The following is a 19177-nucleotide window of genomic DNA, read 5'->3' on the forward strand; positions in this document are numbered from 1 at the left end:
AAGGGAGAAGAAGATGAAAAAATTAAAATTTAAACTCACTTACTACTGGTATAAACTCCTCATGAAGCTAGGTCTTAAGAGTGATGAGATTTATTATATTGGTGGTAGTGAGGCGCTGCCGCCGCCATTATCAAAGGATGAAGAGCAGGAACTGCTTGTCAAATTACCAAAAGGTGATCAAACAGCAAGAGCCATCCTGATCGAAAGAAATTTGCGGTTGGTGGTCTACATCGCAAGAAAATTTGAAAACACAGGGATTAATATTGAGGATTTAATTAGTATTGGAACCATTGGCCTGATTAAGGCGGTCAATACATTTAACCCAGAAAAAAAGATCAAGCTCGCGACATATGCTTCGAGATGTATTGAAAATGAGATTTTGATGTATTTGCGCCGGAATAATAAAATTCGTTCAGAAGTGTCGTTTGATGAGCCGCTCAATATTGATTGGGACGGAAATGAACTGCTTTTATCAGACGTCCTTGGAACAGATGATGATATTATCACGCGGGATATTGAAGCAAATGTAGATAAAAAACTTTTGAAAAAAGCGCTGGAGCAATTAAATGACCGCGAAAAGCAGATCATGGAGCTCAGGTTCGGTTTGGTCGGCGGCGAAGAAAAAACCCAAAAAGATGTCGCTGACATGCTAGGAATTTCTCAATCGTATATTTCGAGGCTTGAAAAAAGAATTATTAAACGATTACAAAAAGAATTTAACAAAATGGTCTAAAAAAATTTTTTTGAAAGCTCTGTCCCTTTGCTGTCAAAGGAATCAACTTCTTTTCTCATGATTCTCATCATCACTCGTGCATATTTTTCCATCCCAAGGAGATACTGAACTTTGTACAACAGCTCCTGTAGGGAGGGAAAAAAGTGTCCAGAAATAAAGTGGAAATCTGCGGAGTCGACACCTCCAAACTGCCTGTTCTGAAAAACGAAGAGATGAGAAAATTGTTCAGACAGCTGCAAGATGAAGGTGACGATACAGCAAGAGAAAAGCTAGTCAATGGCAATTTGCGGTTGGTTTTAAGTGTGATTCAGCGTTTTAACAACAGAGGCGAGTATGTGGATGATCTCTTCCAAGTAGGCTGTATCGGATTAATGAAATCAATTGATAATTTTGATTTAAGCCACAATGTCAGATTTTCAACTTATGCGGTCCCTATGATCATAGGAGAAATCCGTCGATACTTGCGTGATAACAACCCGATTCGGGTGTCTCGTTCACTAAGAGATATTGCCTATAAAGCGCTTCAGGTCCGTGAGAGGCTGATTAGTGAGACAAGCAAGGAGCCAACGGCAGAAGACATTGCCAAAGTGCTGGAAGTGCCTCATGAGGAAATTGTCTTTGCCCTAGATGCGATTCAAGATCCTGTTTCTTTGTTTGAACCGATTTATAATGACGGAGGAGATCCGATTTATGTGATGGATCAAATTAGTGATGATCGGAACAAAGACACACAATGGGTAGAGGAATTAGCCTTAAAAGAGGGAATGCGCCGATTGAATGATCGAGAAAAAATGATTCTCCGCAAACGTTTCTTCCAGGGAAAAACGCAAATGGAAGTCGCTGAAGAGATCGGGATTTCTCAAGCACAAGTCTCAAGACTTGAAAAAGCAGCCATCAAACAAATGAATAAAAATATCTTTTAAAGCCGCCGCTTCATGTGCGGCTTTTTTCATTCTTGTGAGAGAGCACGTCTCTAGTATTGACTCTGTTATTTTTTTCATTTAATCTGTTTTTAACAAATGTTATTTTAGATATCATTTGTTAGGGAACACTTAAGCGGAAAGAAGGGTTATTATGACATTCCATGATGAAAGAAGGCTGCTCATAAAGGTTGCGCATATGTATTATGAAGAAGGCGCCACTCAATCTAAAATAGCAGAAGCTGTTGGGGTTAGCCGTTCGCTCATATCGAAATATTTGGCAAAAGCACGTGAAGCAGGAATCGTGGAAATCATTATTCATGATGAAGTGAATCAACAATATGGATCATTAGAAAGAAAAATAGAGCGGAAATATGGGCTGCGAGAAGTCGTCTGTGTGGAAACGCTCAGCCAAGAAACAACCAAAAGCCGAATCGGCGCTGCAGCGGCAGGCTTTTTGTTAAAAGTAATAAAGGATGGACAAGTTATCGGTTTTTCCTCAGGAACCACTTTGCATGAAATGGCGAAAGCGCTTACGTCAGTTCAGCACTTTCCATCCGTGACATTTGTTCCGCTTGTCGGGGGTGTGGGAAACGAAGATGTTGATATCCACGCCAACTATATTATTGCAAGGTGCACAGAAGCACTCAAATCTAAATGTGAGTTTTTACATGTGCCTGTTATGCTTGATACGAAAGAAGCGAAGGACGTACTAATCCGGCAGCCATCAATCAAAAAAGTGATTAAACTAGGAGAATCATCAAATATTGCGGTTGTCGGAATTGGCGGGGTTCCGCAGCATTCAACGATGGTGAAATCTTATATGACAAGCGGTGAGGAGGATATTCTTCAAGCGAAGGATGTGGCGGGTGACATTTGCTATAACTTTATTGATCATCAAGGGGAAGTGTATCCCCACCCGTGGAACGACCGGGTAATGGGCATAAGCCCGCAAAAGCTGAAGGAAATCCCGCTAGTCATTGGTGTCGCTGGAGGCGAAGAGAAAATTGAAGCGATCCGGGCAGCATTAGAAGGTGGATTAATTCATGTATTAATTACGGATGAACGAACAGGAGATGCCTTGTTAAAGTAACTACCTAATCATATTAGGTAGTTTTTTTGAGTCTTTAGACTCAAAAAGATTGAAAATTTTATCGATTTTAGCTTGACACAAAGTTGACACATCATATAAACTAAGTTCATAACAAATGATAAATAAAATAACAAATGTTACAAGAAACAGATTTTTGTTAATTTTTATAACATTTGTTAAAAGTTTCAGATTATTTTTCTAGCAATCTACCCGAGAAGCAAGAAAACCTGAAAGGATGATTTAGATGTCAATCTATCAACAATTGTTAGCTCGAGAACGCAGTGGAGATCCAATCAAAGTAGGAATTATTGGGGCAGGCCAAATGGGCTTTGGACTCATTTCACAAATTTCTAAAATTCCAGGCATGATTGTAGCAGGTGTTTGTGATATTCACCTTAGTGCAGCAGAGAAGGCAGCGAATTTTTACAAGCAGCATGCGAAGCCGCATCAAATGGTCGTCACAAATGATTATAGAGAAGTGATTCAATCAGATTTTGTGGAAGTAGTTGTAGATGCAACAGGTGTTCCAGAAGTCGGAGCAAACATTTCTTTGGAAGCGCTTAATTCAAAAAAACATCTCGTTCTTTTAAATGTAGAAGTTGATATTACCATCGGTTTGGTGATGCATAAATTATTCACAAATGCAGGACTTGTTTACTCTGGATCAGCTGGTGACGAACCGGCAGCAACACTAGAATTATATGAATTTGCGAAAACAATGGGACTTGAGGTGCTCGTTGCTGGGAAAGGCAAGAACAACCCATTCTTCCCAGAAGCAAATCCAGATACGTGTAAAGCAGAAGCAGATAGTAAACATATGAGTGCACATATGCTCGCTGCCTTCCAAGACGGAACAAAAACAATGGCAGAAATGAACTTATTAAGTAACGCGACAGGGCTTTTGCCAGATAAAGTCGGTATGCACGGAGTCGAAGCAAATTTAGAGAATGTAGCAGATAAATTGAATCAAAAACAACAAGGCGGCGTGCTCGATAACTTCGGAGTCGTTGAATATGTAAATGGGCTAGCACCAGGCGTATTCGTTATCGTCAAGAGTGATCTTGAGCCAGTAGATGAAGAGCTTCGTTACTTAAAAGTTGGAAAAGGTCCTCACTACACACTTTACCGTCCTTTCCACTTAGCAAGTCTTGAAACACCTGTTACCATCGCAAAAGCGGTCTTACAGCATGACTCATCGATCCACCCGATTGGTGTACCAGTGTCAGAAACAGTTGCTGTAGCGAAAAGAGATATTCAAGCAGGAGAATCACTTGACGGAATTGGCGGATACTCCGTAAGAGGTGTACTTGAAACGCATCAAGACATGAAATCGAACGGTCATATTCCGATTGGCTTAATCAGCGGAAAAGTCGTAGCGAAAAAAGACATCAAATTAGGACAGTTCCTCACTCATGATGATGTAGAGCTTGATTCAAACACAACCGTTTGGAAGCTGCGTTCATTACAAGATCACTTATTTCAATCATAAGGACGTGAAGCTATGGAAAAATTAGCAATCGTACTTTGTATCATTCTCATCGTGCAGTATGGATTATCTTTTATTCAGATCAAGTATTACCGCAAAAGCATGGACTCACTAATTGATGACTACAGAGGGAAACAGGGATATCACTTATTTTCAGGAATGGAACGGCGCAAAGTTGGCCCTGGGGCCATTGCGCTCATCATTGTGGATGAATCGTATATCATTCAAAAATGTCATGTGCTTGGCGGCGTGTCGATCTTATCTAAATTTAAAGAAGTTCCTTCATATGAAGGAAAGCATGTAGGGGCTGTGCTGGACGAGCACCACATGATGAAGAAAACATTGAAAAAACGTAAAAAGACGCCAGCTGTCATGCAAGCACTATCCATGGCGGCTGAGCAGGCACTTGTCTCGATTTCGAAAAAAAATATAACAAATGTGAACTAAAGAAAGGGGAGATGAAACATGGAATGGATTCAATGGTTTGGAGAGCACTTTATCGGAATGTTTGAAGCCGGCGGAAAGCAATTCATGGGTCTTGTTACAGGTATCGTTCCAACGCTTGTTGTGTTACTTACTTTCACTTATGCTGTCATGAAATTTATTGGAGAAGAGCGAGTGAATAGAGCCATTCAGTTTGCAGCGAAGTATACCATTTTGCGCTACACGTTAATGCCGATCTTATCCGTTCTTATTTTGACAAACCCAATGGCTTATACGTTTGGCCGCTTCTTACCTGAAAAACAAAAACCAGCATTCTATGATTCAGCTGTTTCATTTGTTCATCCGGTGACATCACTTTTCCCGTATGCCAACGCAGGAGAACTATTTGTCTACTTAGGAATTGCGAACGGGATTAAAGAAGCTGGATATTCAATGTCAGAGCTTGCTGTTCGTTACTTCTTAGTCGGGATCGTCGTCATTTTACTACGCGGAATCATTACTGAATGGATTACAAAATATTTAGCAGGAAAAATGAAAGCGAATTCACAATAGGGGAGGGTTAGACATGACAAACCACAAAGTATTTGTTGCAAAAGGTGCTGGCGGATGGGGAGAAGGCTTAGAGCTTGAACCAACTGGTAAAAGAAGAAAAGTTGTTTCCATTACAGGGGGAGGCATTCACCCGGTTGCACGTAAAATTGCAGAAATGACAGGGACAGAAGCATGTGACGGCTTTAAAAACTCCATACCAGAAGATGAAATGATGTGTGTTGTCATTGACTGCGGGGGAACAGCGCGAATCGGACTTTATCCAATGAAACGCATTCCTACTGTAGACGTTTTGGCATCCTCTCCTTCTGGACCGCTTGCTAAACATATTACAGAAGATATCTTCGTATCAGGCGTAACAGAAAAAGATATTTCCTATGCAGAAGCATCTGATGGTGAGGCAAAAGCAGAAGGTCAGGAAAACAGTGAGTCGATTGACAAAGAGAATTTCAAAGAGACGTATGCAAAGCTGAAAGAGGAAAATATCGAGCGGCAGGAAAAAGGCAATTTTCTGATGAGATTCTCGCGTGGAATTGGGAAAGTCACCGGTACGTTCTACCAGGCTGGCCGTGATTCGGTTGATATGCTTTTGAAAAACATTATTCCATTCATGGCATTTGTCAGTATGTTAATTGGAATTATCAATTATACAAAAATTGGTGACCTGATTGCCCATTTTCTATCACCTTTGGCAGGATCTCTTTGGGGGCTCTTACTGCTCGTAGTGGTCTGTACATTGCCGTTCCTATCACCAGTCTTAGGACCTGGAGCAGTCATTGCCCAAGTTATCGGTGTTCTGATTGGTAGTCAAATCGCACTAGGAAACATTCCGCCTCAATTTGCACTTCCTGCACTATTTGCCATCAACGGTCAAGTAGGGTGTGATTTTATTCCAGTGGGGCTGTCACTTGGTGAAGCGAAGCCGGAAACGGTACAATATGGGGTACCAGCTGTTTTGTATAGCCGTCTCATTACAGGGGTTCTATCTGTTGTGATCGCATACGTTGCTAGCTTCGGTATGTATTAAACGTATTAAAGGAGGAATCGAGATACATGGTAACACAATCTGTCGTAAAAGAAATTGGGATCTTAGTCCCGCAATTTAAAGAAGATAAGCTGATTGTATTATTTGGACCCGCAGCGCCGCAGGAATTAAGAGATATGTCTGTCATTCATGAGTTCGAACATCTAGAAGAAGAGCCGCTGAAGCTGGGCGGAACCATTCAAGTGGGCGATCAAACGTACACGATCACAGCCCTCGGCAATAAAGCAAATGACAACTTTAAAGAGCTCGGCCATATTTCGATCTACTTCCAAGAGCCGTTTGATGATGTATTACCAGGAGCTGTATTTGCATCCCCGCACACGTTTCCTGATATAAAAGAAGGCGTACGAATTGAAATTTCGTAACCATAAAAAAAGCTGTTCCTAAAAAGGAGCAGCTTTTTTACATGAGGTTTACCAGAAAGAGCATTTGCGATATGCTGTAAACATTCATTATTTGTATATTCAGAATTTTTACTCAGGAGGAAGTTATCGTGTCACTTGAATTGAAGAATGTTTCATTAAAACGAAATGGGAAATGGCTGCTTGAGTCTATTGACTGGCAGGTGAACAAGCAGGAACACTGGGTACTTTACGGTTTAAATGGTGCGGGGAAAACCGCATTATTAAATATGCTCTGCTCTTATTATTTCCCCACGTCAGGCGAGATGACAGTGCTGGGACATGTCTTTGGCAAGGAGGCTCTTGGTGAAAAGCTCAGGAGGAAAATTGGACTCATCTCAGCAGGACTTGAAAAGAAATTGCACAGAGACGACAATGCTTTTGAAATTGTGCTGAGCGGCGCATTTGCTTCTATCGGGCTTTATGAAACCCCGACAGATGAAATGAGAGAGAAAGCCATTGATCTATTAAAAGCATTTGGTTCATTCAAATATGCCAACAGAACTTATGAAACACTCTCACAGGGAGAGAAGCAAAAAGTCTTGATTGCGAGAGCTTTAATGAATGATCCGCAGCTCTTGATTTTAGATGAACCTGTGACGGGTCTTGATTTTCTAGCAAGAGAGCAAGTGCTGGAGACCATCTCATTGATTGCAGCAAAGCCTGATGCGCCTACTTTGCTCTATACGACCCATCATGCAGAGGAGATTCTGCCTGTTTTTCAGCATACCTTATTATTAAAAAATGGATCTGTTTTTGATCAAGGAGAAACAAAAGAGATGATGACAAGCGGCCTGCTTTCTTCTTTTTTTGAATGTCCGGTAGATGTCATGTGGAGAAATGGCCGTCCGCATTTAAGTAAATTGTAGATAAAAGAAACTATTGGTCTGCGTCCCTGCTTTTCCATCATACATATTATAGTAGAAAACGAAAGGCGGGGAAGGACAGATGATCAGCATTTCTGAATTCCAAATCAAGGATGTCGTCGATGTATCCAGCGGGAAAAAACTAGGTACCATTGGGGACATTGATATTAATGTCACAAGCGGCAAAATCCAAGCGATTATTATTGGCGGCACAGGTAAAATGATGGGATTTTTCGGAAAAGAAGAGGAAATGATTGTCCCATGGCGAAATATAGTAAAAATTGGCGAAGATGTGATACTTGTCCGCTTGTCTTCTTAATTCGTATAACTCCTCAATGAATCATTCAATTTTTCCTTAAAATAAACTCTTCATTCTTAGCAAACAATGTCTTTTTCGGGTAAAAAGATTACGTTTTCATATCAATTTGAAAAAAAACCTGCAGAAAGGGCACATTTGAGTGTAATATTTAATGAATCCCACTAACTGTCTATGTATGTCTTGTGGTAAAATAGGAGCGAAATAAAGAGAGATGAATGAAAGGTGGGAGGCAGCTTTGACACACAAATATGACCCCTTTCAGCAGAAATCACCATATGCAATGACCATTCATGATTGGACGAACATGACATGTTCTGGTAAAGAGGTATTGGCCGGATTTACAACAAAAAATGGCGGCTTCAGCCTTACTCCATATCAATCATTGAACACTGGACTCCATGTAGGAGACGATGCTTCTAGTGTTCAAATGAATCGTCAAGTCATAGCAGATGCTGCTGCTGTGCCGCTCTCTGATTGGGTGTTTGCAGACCAAACACACGAGGATCGCATCCTGAAAGTCACCAAGGAGCAAAGAGGAAGAGGAAGTCTTCATTATGATGAGGCACTGCCAGGTACAGACGGTTTATATACGTCTGAGACGAACATGATGCTCGCTCTTTGTTTCGCTGATTGTGTTCCGCTTTATTTTCTAGCTCCGCAAAACGGATTAATTGGAACGGCTCATGCCGGCTGGAAAGGAACCGTCAAGCAAATTGGTGCAAAGATGGTTGATGTATGGGTCAGCCAAGAAGGTGCCAAGGTCGATCAGATTCAAGTCGTCATTGGACCATCCATTGGCAGCTGCTGCTACATAGTCGATGACGTCGTCATGGATCAAGTGAAACAGCTTCCTTTTTCAACAGAGGATGTGTATTCCGAGATTTCACAAGGACAATATAAAATTGATTTGAAAACACTAAACAAAAACGTATTGCTTCATGCAGGAATAAAAGAAGAAAACATACATGTCAGTTCGATGTGCACAAGCTGCAATGATCAGCTTTTCTTCTCACACCGGCGTGATCAAGGGAAAACAGGACGTATGATGTCTTTTGTCGGGTTTAAGGAGGCATAAGTGCAATTGAATGTACGAGAGAATCTCAGACAAATAAATGAACAAATAAACGAAGCATGTAAAAGAGCCGGTAGACAACCAGCAGATGTATCAGTCGTCGCTGTGACAAAATATGTCTCGATTGAACGAGCACTAGAAGCCAAGGAAGCAGGGATTGTGCACTTTGGTGAAAATCGAGACCAAGGGTTACTTGAAAAGCAGGCGGCCATAACCGATGAAAACATTAACTGGCACTTTATCGGCAGTTTACAAACACGAAAAGTGAAATCAGTCATTCAGACAATTGACTACTTACATTCGCTCGACAGAATGTCTCTTGCGAATGAAATTGAAAAAAGAGCGGATCACACAGTTCGCTGTTTTGTACAAGTGAACACATCACTTGAGGAGTCAAAACACGGCTTGAAAAGTGAAGACGTCATTCCATTTGTGAAACAGCTCGCTGATTTCAAACAGATTGAAATTGCAGGACTGATGACGATGGCTCCATTTACAGAGGATCACACTGTGATTCGCAACTGTTTTAAAGCATTAAAAAACCTTCAAGAAGAAGTAAAACATCTTAACCAAGTAAATGCACCTTGTCAGCATTTATCGATGGGCATGTCAAATGATTTTGAAATCGCAATTGAAGAAGGTGCGACATTCGTTCGGATTGGCTCTTCACTTGTTGGAAATGAAACAGGAGGTGCGTGACATGAGCATAAAAAATAAGTTTAAAAGCTTTTTCACTCTCGACGATGAAGAGTATGAGTACGAATATATTGATGAAGAAAGAGAACCCGTTCAAGAAGAAAAAGGAACGAAGGACAAAGCAGCATTTCAAGAGCGCCCGCAGACAGGAAAACAAAATGTTGTCAGCTTGCAAAGCGTGCAGAAATCCTCTAAAGTGGTGTTAAGTGAGCCGCGTGTTTATGCAGAAGCGCAGGAGATTGCAGACCATATTAAAAACAGACGTGCAGTCGTCGTGAATTTGCAGCGCATACAGCATGATCAAGCAAAGCGAATCATTGACTTCTTAAGCGGAACCGTTTATGCAATTGGTGGAGACATCCAGCGTATTGGCTCGAATATATTCCTCTGCACACCTGATAATGTAGATGTATCTGGCACAATATCAGAGCTATTGACAGAGGAAGAACCTCAGAGGTGGTAAATCATAGTGATTCTAAATTTCATTTTTAATATTTTAGGAACGGTATTAACGATTTACTCATTCGCGATTATTATTTACATCTTTATGTCATGGGTGCCATCTGCAAGAGAAACTGTGTTTGGCCGTTTTCTGACAAATATTTGCGAACCGTATTTAGAACCATTTCGTAAAATTATTCCGCCAATCGGTATGATTGACATCTCGCCGATTGTGGCATTGCTTGTGATTCGCTTTGCATCATCATATGGACTAACTGGTCTTTACAATATGATTGTGCGCTTCATGTAAACAGGCTGCCGGGCTTGGCACTGCCAGGCCCTTTTACATAAGAGGGGAACAAAATGAGCGATATCTATCAGCATTTTAGAAAAGACGAACAGCCATTTGTCGACCAAGTGTTAGGCTGGAAAAAAATCGCACTCGACCAATATCGAATGAAATTAACAGACTTCCTTGATCCGCGTGAGCAATTTATTACCGAGTCCGTCATCCAGCATGCTGAAGAACTTGGAATCATGTTTTTTGGCGGGTATGAGGGAGCCGAGCGCAAAAGAGCTCTCATTTATCCTGATTATTTAGAACCTTCTATTGAAGATGTTGAGCTGTCATATTTTCAGGTGAACTATGCGAAAAAGTTTATTTCCTTAGAACACCCGAAACTTCTCGGCTCATTGATTGGGACAGGCTTGAAGCGTCAAAAATTCGGAGATCTATTATTTTCAGAGGAAGATGTGCAGTTTATTTGTACAAGTGATGTCGCTGATTTTGTGCGGGCGCAGCTGACACATGTCGGCAGAGCCTCCGTTTCATTAGAGGAAATCACGCAGGCAGAAATAAAGCCAGTGATGACGAAGACTGATATCAAAGAAGATACCATTTCTTCACTTCGGCTTGATGCTGTATGTGCTGCTGTCAGCCGTCAGTCTCGGCAAAAAGCACAGCTTTTAGTCAAAAATGGACTTGTCAAAGTCAATTGGAAAGTCACTGAGGACCCTTCCTTTACAATCGGTGAAGGTGATCAGCTCTCTGTTCGGGGATTTGGCCGCTTTAGCCTCAAAACGATTGATGGGAAGACCAAAAAAGATAAATTCAAAGTAACATTTGAGCTTATGACATAACGAACTTGAATCTGGAGGTGGCGAGGTTGCCATTAACACCTAATGATATTCATAATAAAACGTTCACAAAAAGCTTTCGCGGCTATGACGAAGACGAAGTAAACGAGTTTTTAAGCCAAGTACGTAAAGACTACGAGATCGTACTCCGTAAAAAGAACGAGCTTGAAGACAAAGTAAACGAGCTTGACGAAAGACTAGGTCATTTTGCAACAATTGAAGAAACATTAAACAAATCGATTCTTGTGGCGCAGGAAGCAGCAGAAGACGTTAAGCGTCATTCTGATAAAGAAGCAAAATTGATTATTCGTGAAGCAGAGAAAAATGCTGACCGAATTATCAACGAAGCGCTGTCAAAATCAAGAAAGATTGCAATGGAAATTGAAGAGCTGAAGAAACAATCGAAGGTCTTTAGAACTCGTTTCCAAATGCTCATCGAAGCGCAGCTTGATCTTCTGAAAAATGACGATTGGGATCATTTACTGGAATATGAAGTGGACGCTGTCTTTGACGAAAAAGAATAAGCGCATCATCTTGACATGACGTGCTCATGTTGCATATAATACCATCATAAATTAACAAGAGATAAACGTTTGAAAGGGACACTCGCAGCTGTCACATGCGTAATTAAGCGAATCAGGGATGGTGGAAGCCTGACATTACGAGACGCTGCAATGAGATCACCCCTTTAGTTCCTTTTCTGAAAAAACAGTAAGAAAAGGCGTCTGATCACGTTACGATTTTAGAGTGGATAAGCGACTGCTTAAATAGCGCTTGTCTAAAAGGGTGGTACCGCGAGACAAGCCTTCTCGTCCCTTATGGGATGAGAGGGCTTTTTTTATTGTTTTTTAATCAGAATTTGCATGTGGAGGAATGGGTATGAACTACAAAGACACCTTATTAATGCCGAAAACAGAATTCCCGATGAGAGGGAATTTGCCGAACAAAGAGCCTGAAATCCAAGAGGAGTGGGCAGAGAAAGACATCTATCAAATGGTTTTAGAGCGGACAAAAGGACGCCCAACGTTTATTTTGCATGATGGGCCTCCATATGCGAATGGTGACATTCATATGGGGCATGCACTCAATAAAATCCTAAAAGATTTTATCGTCCGTTTTAAATCAATGAACGGATACCATGCTCCGTACGTACCAGGCTGGGATACACACGGGCTGCCAATTGAAACAGCTCTTACTAAAAATAAAAAAGTAAAGCGCAAAGAAATGTCTACAGCAGAATTCCGCAAACTATGCGAGGAGTATGCTTGGAAGCAAATTGAAGGTCAGCGCAGCCAGTTTAAGCGCTTAGGCGTCAGAGCAGACTGGGACAATCCATATGTCACATTAAAGCCTGAATACGAAGCGCAGCAAATTCTTGTCTTTGGTGAAATGGCGAAGAGAGGCTATATCTACAAAGGTCTGAAGCCAGTTAACTGGTCTCCTTCAAGTGAATCAGCTCTTGCTGAAGCGGAAATTGAATATAAAGACAAACGTTCACCATCGATTTACGTTTCGTTTAAAGTAAAAGATGGCAAAGGCGTTCTTGAAAACGGCGAACAATTCATTATCTGGACAACAACACCATGGACGCTTCCAGCAAACCTTGGCATTTGTGTTCATCCGAACTTAGAGTACAGTGTTCTTCAAGTCGGTGCTGAGCGTTATGTCGTTGCATCTGAACTGGTTGAACAAGTGGCAAAAGCACTCGGCTTTGAAGAGTATGAAGTCGTGAAAACGCTAAAAGGAAAAGAATTAGACAATATCGTTGCAGAGCATCCAATCTATGGTAGAGATTCTCTTGTGATGCTTGGCGATCACGTGACAACTGATGCAGGAACAGGCTGTGTTCACACTGCACCAGGCCACGGGGAAGATGACTTTATTGTCGGTATGAAATACGGTCTTGATGTGCTCTGTCCAGTAGATGAAAAAGGTGTGATGACAGATGAGGCACCTGGTTTTGAAGGACTATTCTACGAGGATGCCAATAAAGCCATCACAGAACAGCTTGAAGCAAAAGGCGCGCTGAAGAAGCTCGACTTTATCACGCACTCCTATCCGCATGACTGGAGAACGAAAAAACCAACGATTTATCGTGCGACAGCTCAGTGGTTTGCATCCATTAAAGATTTTAGAGAAGCGTTATTAGACAATATTAAAGAAACGAAATGGGTTCCAGCATGGGGTGAAACACGCCTGTTCAATATGGTGCGTGACAGAGGTGACTGGTGCATTTCAAGACAGCGTGTATGGGGCGTTCCAATTCCGGTGTTTTATGCAGAAAATGGTGAGCCGATCATCACAGACGAAACCATCCAGCATGTCTCTCAATTATTTAGAGAGCATGGCTCGAATATTTGGTTTGAAAAAGAAGCGAAAGAGCTATTGCCAGAAGGCTTTACACATCCAGGCAGCCCGAATGGTGAATTCACTAAAGAGCAGGACATCATGGATGTATGGTTTGATTCCGGTTCTTCTCACCAAGCCGTTTTAGAAGAAAGAGATGACCTAGTCCGTCCGGCAGATCTATACCTTGAAGGCTCTGACCAATATCGCGGCTGGTTTAACTCCTCTTTATCAACAGCAGTTGCTGTCACTGGAAAAGCGCCGTATAAAGGTGTCCTAAGCCACGGCTTTACGCTTGATAAAGAAGGACGTAAGATGAGTAAATCATTAGGCAACACGATTGACCCAACGAAGGTTGCGAAGCAGCTCGGTGCAGAAATTCTTAGACTTTGGGTATCTTCTGTCAACTATCAAGCCGATCATCCAGTGTCTGATGATATTTTGAAACAAGTAGCAGAAGTCTATCGTAAAATCCGTAACACATTCCGCTTCCTGCATGGAAACCTATTTGACTTTGATCCAGCAGTAAATGCTGTGCCAGTAGAAGAGCTTCGCGAAGTGGACCAATACATCTTGATCAAATTAAACAAATTGATTGATAAAGTGAAAAAAGCTTATGATGATTACGAATTTGCGGTCGTCTATCATGCGATTCACAATTTCTGTACGATTGAGCTCAGCTCTTTCTATCTCGATTTTGCAAAGGATGTCGTCTACATTGAGCATGCAGATCACCCAGACCGCCGCAGCATGCAGACTGTCTTCTACGAAACATTAATGGCATTAGTGAAGCTGACTGCACCAATTCTTCCGCATACAGCAGATGAATTATGGAGCCATTTAAGCTTTGTTGAAGAGCCAAGTGTTCAGTTAACAGATATGCCAGAAGGTGTGGCAGTTCCTCAAGCTGAAGCGACAGAAGCGAAGTTTGACCGCTTTATGGAGGTACGTGACGATGTGCTAAAAGCGCTGGAGATTGCGCGTAATGAGAAAGTCATCGGTCGTTCACTTGAAGCAAGTGTGACGCTTTATGCGACAGACGAAGTGAAAAACCTTCTTGCATCCATTAAAGAAGATGTGAAGCAGCTCTTTATCATCTCTGAATTAACGGTCGAGGATAAGCAGCATGCAGATACATCGGCGCCTGAATATACATCAGGAAGAATTGTGGTTCAAAAAGCAGAAGGAGAACTGTGCGAACGTTCCCGCATTATTTCAAAAGATGTTGGTGCAAATCCGAAATACCCAACATTGTCGCTGAAAAATGCTGAAATCGTGGAGAAATATTACCAAAATTAACAGTGCGATATCACAAGCTGGCGCCCCGTCATATGCGGGGCGTTTTCTTTTTTGAGAAAATGACAGCGTTTAGAACGAAAGGAAAAATCTTATGGCTTTAAAGTAACCAGGCAGGGCAACAATATGATTATCACGACAGGGCAGGAGTTGAAATAGCGACATGAATGGCGATCTAGAGACGATTTACACGGAACTCCTTCAAATCAAAGAAGAGCTGCAATCTAAACTGTTTGAATACGCATCATTTCGTTCACCCGCTGAGCATGTCTCGTTGAATGACGTTAAAACGACCACACTTCTTTATCACATCAAAGAAGAGCTGCAAGATGTGTCTCTCGCTATTGCAAAGATCGAACAAGGGACCTATGGCATATGTGAGGCGACAGGTAATATGATTCCGCTTGAACAAATGAGCATTCTTCCTACCGCCCGCACGGCTGACGACTTTTTATATCATAAGCAATACGAGAAAAAAGCATTCACTCCTTATCCTTCCGAATCAAATGATTCTCATTTTGAAGCCTTCCACATGTAGGGAGGTTTTTGTCTGTCAACTAAAGTTTCTTTACTCCTTCCTGTTTTCTTGATAAAATGCTTAAAGATCAAAGTATGAAGATGGAGGAACGTGTGTGTTCTATTACATAATCGCATTCGTTATCATTTGTTTAGACCAATTAACAAAATGGCTCATTGTCAAAAATATGATGCTCGGTGATTCTGTTCCAGTCATTGATGGATTCTTTTATATCACGTCTCACCGAAATTCAGGAGCCGCATGGGGAATTCTCCAAGGGCAAATGTGGTTTTTCTATGTGATCACACTCGTTGTTATTGCGGGAATTGTTTATTACTTACAAAAACATGGACAAAAGGACAAGCTGCTTGGAGTAGCGCTGGCCTTAATGCTTGGCGGAGCGATCGGAAACTTTATCGACCGTATTTTCCGTCAGGAAGTGGTTGATTTTGCTCATTTCGTATTTGGGGATTATCACTACCCAATCTTTAATATTGCAGATTCTTCTCTCTGTGTAGGGGTTATTCTGCTCTTCATTCAAATGCTGTTAGATGGAAAGAAAAATAAGGAGTCAACTACATGAATCAAGTAAATATTGCCGTTTCAGAAGAACAAACGAGTGAACGGCTAGATAAATTTCTAAGCACAACAGAACCAGAATGGTCAAGAACCCAAGTCCAGCAATGGGTAAAAGATGGGCTGATCGAAGTAAACGGGAAACAAGTAAAGGCCAATTACAAAGTACAAGCTGGGGATCAAATCAAAGTGGAGATTCCAGATCCGGAAGCGCTAGATGTAGAAGCAGAACCAATGGATCTTGATATTTATTATGAGGATGCAGATGTGTTAGTCGTAAATAAGCCTCGAGGAATGGTCGTTCATCCAGCCCCAGGTCATGTGTCAGGTACACTTGTAAATGGTCTGATGGCACATTGTACCGATTTATCAGGGATTAACGGTGTGATGCGTCCTGGAATTGTCCACCGAATTGATAAAGATACGTCTGGGCTGTTAATGGTTGCAAAAAACGATATCGCACATGAGTCACTCGTCAATCAGCTGGTGGCTAAAACTGTCACAAGAAAGTATACGGCTGTTGTCCACGGTATTATCCAGCATGATACAGGCACAATTGATGCACCAATTGGCAGAGACAAAAAAGACCGCCAAAGCATGACGGTCACAAAAGAAAATGCAAAACAGGCCGTCACTCACTTTGATGTGATTGAACGCTTTAAAGACTTCACGGTTGTCGAGTGCCGTCTGGAAACAGGAAGAACACACCAAATTCGTGTTCATATGAAATATATCGGCTACCCTCTTGCAGGAGATCCGAAATATGGGCCGAGAAAAACAGTCGATTTTAATGGACAGCTTCTGCATGCTGGTGTTTTAGGATTTGATCATCCTAGAACAGGAGAATATATCGAGTTCACAGCACCAATTCCAGCTGATATGCGGGGCTTTATCGATTCATTAAGAAATAACGATTGACAGGCCGTTCTTTTTCTGAAATAATAAACGAAGAAATTGAGATTCTTTAAAACAGTCCAGAGAGGCTGAGAAGGATAACGGATCAATTTGTGCACGAGTATGCACAAATGAACGCCCCTCTCTGCCCTTTGCAGAAGGGGCTTTTTATTTGTCAAAAAGAGGTGTAAAAGATGGAACAAAAAGCAGTCATTCTTGATGAACAAGCGATCAGACGAGCGCTTACCCGCATTGCACATGAAATGATTGAGCGCAACAAAGGGATGAAGGATGTCATCCTTGCCGGGATCAAGACAAGAGGCATACATCTTGCAAAGCGCCTTGCAGAGCGCATCGAGCAAATTGAAGGAAATCCAGTCACTGTGGGTGAACTTGATATTACGCTATACCGTGATGACCTGACAAAAAAGACAGACAACCAAGACCCGCTTGTAAAGGGTGCAGACATCCCAGCTGACATTAATGACAAAACACTCATTGTCGTTGACGATGTCCTGTTTACAGGCAGAACCGTCAGAGCAGCTATGGATGCCCTTGTGGATGTAGGAAGACCATCTTCCATTCAGCTGGCTGTGCTCGTCGACCGGGGACACCGGGAGCTGCCAATTCGAGCGGATTATATCGGGAAAAACATTCCGACATCGAAAGCAGAGACCGTCATGGTTCAACTGAATGAAGTAGATCAAAACGACCTTGTCGCTATATATGAAAAATAACCTTTTTAAATGCATTCCAGAGAGTTTGCAAAGAGGGCAATAACAGAGACACCGAGCACACGGCTAACATGACGTGTCCGGTTTTTCTAGGCCTCTTTGCGCATACTCGCAAAGAGGCTTTTTTAATGAAAAAGGACACATCTAGGAGGAAAATCATGAGTCAGCAAAAAGCCAATTTAGGCATTCGAGATATCCCAAAACCATTCACATGGCTGTCACTTAGCCTGCAGCATTTGTTTGCGATGTTTGGTGCAACCATTCTTGTACCAAAAATCATTGATATGAGTCCAGCCGTCGCGCTCATCTCAAGCGGTGTGGGAACGATTGTTTACTTAATCATCACAAGAGGACAGATTCCGGCGTATCTTGGATCGTCCTTTGCCTTCATCGCCCCCATACTAAATGTGAAAGCAACGGGCGGCCCCGGAGCCGCAATGGTTGGCGCCTTCATGGCGGGTGTCGCTTATGCGCTCATTGCCCTGTTCATTAAATGGCTCGGCACAGGCTGGCTGATGAAGCTTCTGCCGCCGGTCGTCGTAGGACCAGTCATTATGGTCATTGGACTTGGACTCGCTGGAACAGCAGTCAACATGGCGATGTATGTTGATCCGAATGCAACCGAGCTTGTTTACAGCCTCAAGCATTTAATGGTCGCTGGCTTCACACTGGCTGTCACGATTATCAGTATGATTTTCCTAAGAGGATTCCTTAGCTTAATCCCAGTATTAATCGGCATAATCAGCGGCTATCTCTTTGCCTTAACTCAAGGCATTGTGAACTTCCAGCCGGTCATTGACGCAAAATGGTTTGCCGTACCAGACTTCGTCGTGCCATTTGTCGACTATACACCTGCTGTGACTTTAAGCATTCTCACAGTGATGGTGCCGGTTGCCTTTGTCACAATGTCTGAGCATATTGGCCACCAGGTGGTGTTAAGTAAGGTCGTAGGACAAGATTTTATTAAAAAACCAGGTCTTCACCGCTCCATTTTAGGAGACAGTGCGGCGACCATCTTCGCTTCACTTATTGGTGGACCACCAACAACAACTTATGGAGAGAACATTGGCGTACTTGCCATCACAAGAGTGTTCAGTATCTTCGTCATCGGCGGAGCAGCAGTGTTTGCGATCTGCTTCGGTTTTGTAGGAAAAATTTCAGCATTAATCAGTACAGTGCCGTCCGCGGTGATGGGAGGCGTTTCGTTCCTGCTCTTTGGAATCATTGCCTCAAGCGGCCTGAGAATCCTGATTGATCATAAAGTGAATTTTGAAGAAAAGCGTAATCTCATTATCGCATCAGTCATCCTAGTCATCGGAATTGGCGGGGCATTCATTGAGGTGAAACAAATCAATCTCACGCTATCTGGAATGGCACTTGCTGCGATTACGGGTGTCCTGTTAAACCTGATCCTGCCGCATCAAAAAGCGGAAGATGACGAGTCAAATGAATCAAATACAGAAAACCTTTTAAAAGAAGTCCAGTGAGGCTGACAAGGGTTCTAAATGGAGCAGAATGCACGAAAGTGCCGCTGCTTCTTTTGGAGAACCCTAAGCTGCCGAGGCTTAGGGTTTTTTTGAACCTGAAAGTGATGAAAAACTAGAGGGGGAAG

The 19177-nt window shown here is 42.2% G+C and carries 22 protein-coding genes and 1 other annotated feature; all 22 genes read left to right on the forward strand.

All coding sequences use genetic code 11. The features are described from left to right. The first annotated feature begins 13 nt into the window (after positions 1-13). The 22 genes from sigE (at position 14) to QR42_RS07395 (ending at position 19052) form a co-directional block, all read left to right on the forward strand. Complete coding sequence (gene sigE, locus QR42_RS07290; RefSeq protein WP_007499746.1) at positions 14-733, forward strand: RNA polymerase sporulation sigma factor SigE; 720 nt, start codon at positions 14-16, stop codon at positions 731-733. A 143-nt stretch (positions 734-876) separates the two neighbouring features. After that, positions 877-1656: an RNA polymerase sporulation sigma factor SigG gene (gene sigG, locus QR42_RS07295; protein WP_024424250.1), complete on the forward strand. Its 780-nt coding sequence runs from the start codon at positions 877-879 to the stop codon at positions 1654-1656. A 151-nt stretch (positions 1657-1807) separates the two neighbouring features. Beyond that, positions 1808-2746: a sugar-binding transcriptional regulator gene (locus QR42_RS07300; RefSeq protein WP_039178363.1), complete on the forward strand. Its 939-nt coding sequence runs from the start codon at positions 1808-1810 to the stop codon at positions 2744-2746. Positions 2747-2990: 244 nt separating this feature from the next. Further along, positions 2991-4235, forward strand: a complete 1245-nt coding sequence (locus tag QR42_RS07305; protein WP_039178366.1) for an NAD(P)H-dependent oxidoreductase — start codon at positions 2991-2993, stop codon at positions 4233-4235. A gap of 12 nt (positions 4236-4247) precedes the next feature. Continuing rightward, complete coding sequence (locus QR42_RS07310; RefSeq protein WP_039178369.1) at positions 4248-4679, forward strand: transcriptional regulator GutM; 432 nt, start codon at positions 4248-4250, stop codon at positions 4677-4679. Between the two features lie 18 nt (positions 4680-4697). Next, a complete protein-coding gene (gene srlA, locus QR42_RS07315; RefSeq protein ID WP_003210918.1) occupies positions 4698-5228 on the forward strand; it encodes a PTS glucitol/sorbitol transporter subunit IIC in 531 nt (176 codons plus the stop codon). A 13-nt stretch (positions 5229-5241) separates the two neighbouring features. Further along, entirely contained in the window at positions 5242-6252 is a 1011-nt protein-coding gene (srlE, locus tag QR42_RS07320) for a PTS glucitol/sorbitol transporter subunit IIB (protein WP_024426936.1), read from the forward strand. 26 nt (positions 6253-6278) lie between these two features. Next, positions 6279-6635, forward strand: a complete 357-nt coding sequence (locus QR42_RS07325) for a PTS glucitol/sorbitol transporter subunit IIA (protein WP_007499733.1) — start codon at positions 6279-6281, stop codon at positions 6633-6635. A gap of 128 nt (positions 6636-6763) precedes the next feature. Further along, the gene (locus QR42_RS07330) at positions 6764-7540 is read left to right on the forward strand and encodes an ABC transporter ATP-binding protein (protein ID WP_039178373.1); all 777 of its coding nucleotides are present in this window, start codon (positions 6764-6766) and stop codon (positions 7538-7540) included. A 79-nt stretch (positions 7541-7619) separates the two neighbouring features. Beyond that, positions 7620-7856: a YlmC/YmxH family sporulation protein gene (locus tag QR42_RS07335; protein WP_008344958.1), complete on the forward strand. Its 237-nt coding sequence runs from the start codon at positions 7620-7622 to the stop codon at positions 7854-7856. Between the two features lie 211 nt (positions 7857-8067). Next, positions 8068-8931 (forward strand): peptidoglycan editing factor PgeF, encoded by an 864-nt coding sequence (gene pgeF / locus QR42_RS07340; RefSeq protein ID WP_039178375.1) that lies wholly within the window; start codon positions 8068-8070, stop codon positions 8929-8931. A 6-nt stretch (positions 8932-8937) separates the two neighbouring features. Beyond that, on the forward strand, positions 8938-9627 hold the full coding sequence (locus tag QR42_RS07345) for a YggS family pyridoxal phosphate-dependent enzyme (RefSeq protein WP_039183105.1): 690 nt from the start codon (positions 8938-8940) through the stop codon (positions 9625-9627). 1 nt (position 9628) lies between these two features. Further along, positions 9629-10087, forward strand: coding sequence for a cell division protein SepF (gene sepF / locus QR42_RS07350; protein ID WP_003212271.1), 459 nt, complete (start codon positions 9629-9631; stop codon positions 10085-10087). A gap of 6 nt (positions 10088-10093) precedes the next feature. Beyond that, the gene (locus QR42_RS07355) at positions 10094-10375 is read left to right on the forward strand and encodes a YggT family protein (RefSeq protein WP_024424240.1); all 282 of its coding nucleotides are present in this window, start codon (positions 10094-10096) and stop codon (positions 10373-10375) included. Positions 10376-10428: 53 nt separating this feature from the next. Continuing rightward, a complete protein-coding gene (locus QR42_RS07360; RefSeq protein WP_039178378.1) occupies positions 10429-11205 on the forward strand; it encodes a YlmH family RNA-binding protein in 777 nt (258 codons plus the stop codon). Between the two features lie 26 nt (positions 11206-11231). Then, on the forward strand, positions 11232-11726 hold the full coding sequence (locus QR42_RS07365; protein WP_008344947.1) for a DivIVA domain-containing protein: 495 nt from the start codon (positions 11232-11234) through the stop codon (positions 11724-11726). 59 nt (positions 11727-11785) lie between these two features. Further along, positions 11786-12022 (forward strand) — a binding site (T-box leader). Positions 12023-12081: 59 nt separating this feature from the next. Further along, complete coding sequence (gene ileS / locus QR42_RS07370) at positions 12082-14847, forward strand: isoleucine--tRNA ligase (RefSeq protein WP_039178381.1); 2766 nt, start codon at positions 12082-12084, stop codon at positions 14845-14847. Positions 14848-15007: 160 nt separating this feature from the next. After that, positions 15008-15382: a TraR/DksA family transcriptional regulator gene (locus tag QR42_RS07375; protein ID WP_039178384.1), complete on the forward strand. Its 375-nt coding sequence runs from the start codon at positions 15008-15010 to the stop codon at positions 15380-15382. Between the two features lie 94 nt (positions 15383-15476). Continuing rightward, the gene (gene lspA, locus QR42_RS07380) at positions 15477-15944 is read left to right on the forward strand and encodes a signal peptidase II (protein WP_024424236.1); all 468 of its coding nucleotides are present in this window, start codon (positions 15477-15479) and stop codon (positions 15942-15944) included. Beyond that, positions 15941-16855: an RluA family pseudouridine synthase gene (locus QR42_RS07385; protein WP_039178386.1), complete on the forward strand. Its 915-nt coding sequence runs from the start codon at positions 15941-15943 to the stop codon at positions 16853-16855. The genes lspA and QR42_RS07385 overlap by 4 nt, the downstream gene beginning before the upstream one ends. A gap of 170 nt (positions 16856-17025) precedes the next feature. Next, positions 17026-17568 carry a bifunctional pyr operon transcriptional regulator/uracil phosphoribosyltransferase PyrR gene (gene pyrR, locus QR42_RS07390; protein ID WP_024424234.1) on the forward strand — a complete coding sequence of 181 codons (543 nt, stop codon included), beginning with the start codon at positions 17026-17028 and terminating at the stop codon, positions 17566-17568. A gap of 155 nt (positions 17569-17723) precedes the next feature. Further along, entirely contained in the window at positions 17724-19052 is a 1329-nt protein-coding gene (locus tag QR42_RS07395; protein WP_039178389.1) for a solute carrier family 23 protein, read from the forward strand. Positions 19053-19177: the final 125 nt, after the last annotated feature.

It is taken from the genome of Bacillus sp. WP8 (genome assembly GCF_000800825.1).
Classification (GTDB): Bacteria; Bacillota; Bacilli; order Bacillales; family Bacillaceae; genus Bacillus; species Bacillus safensis.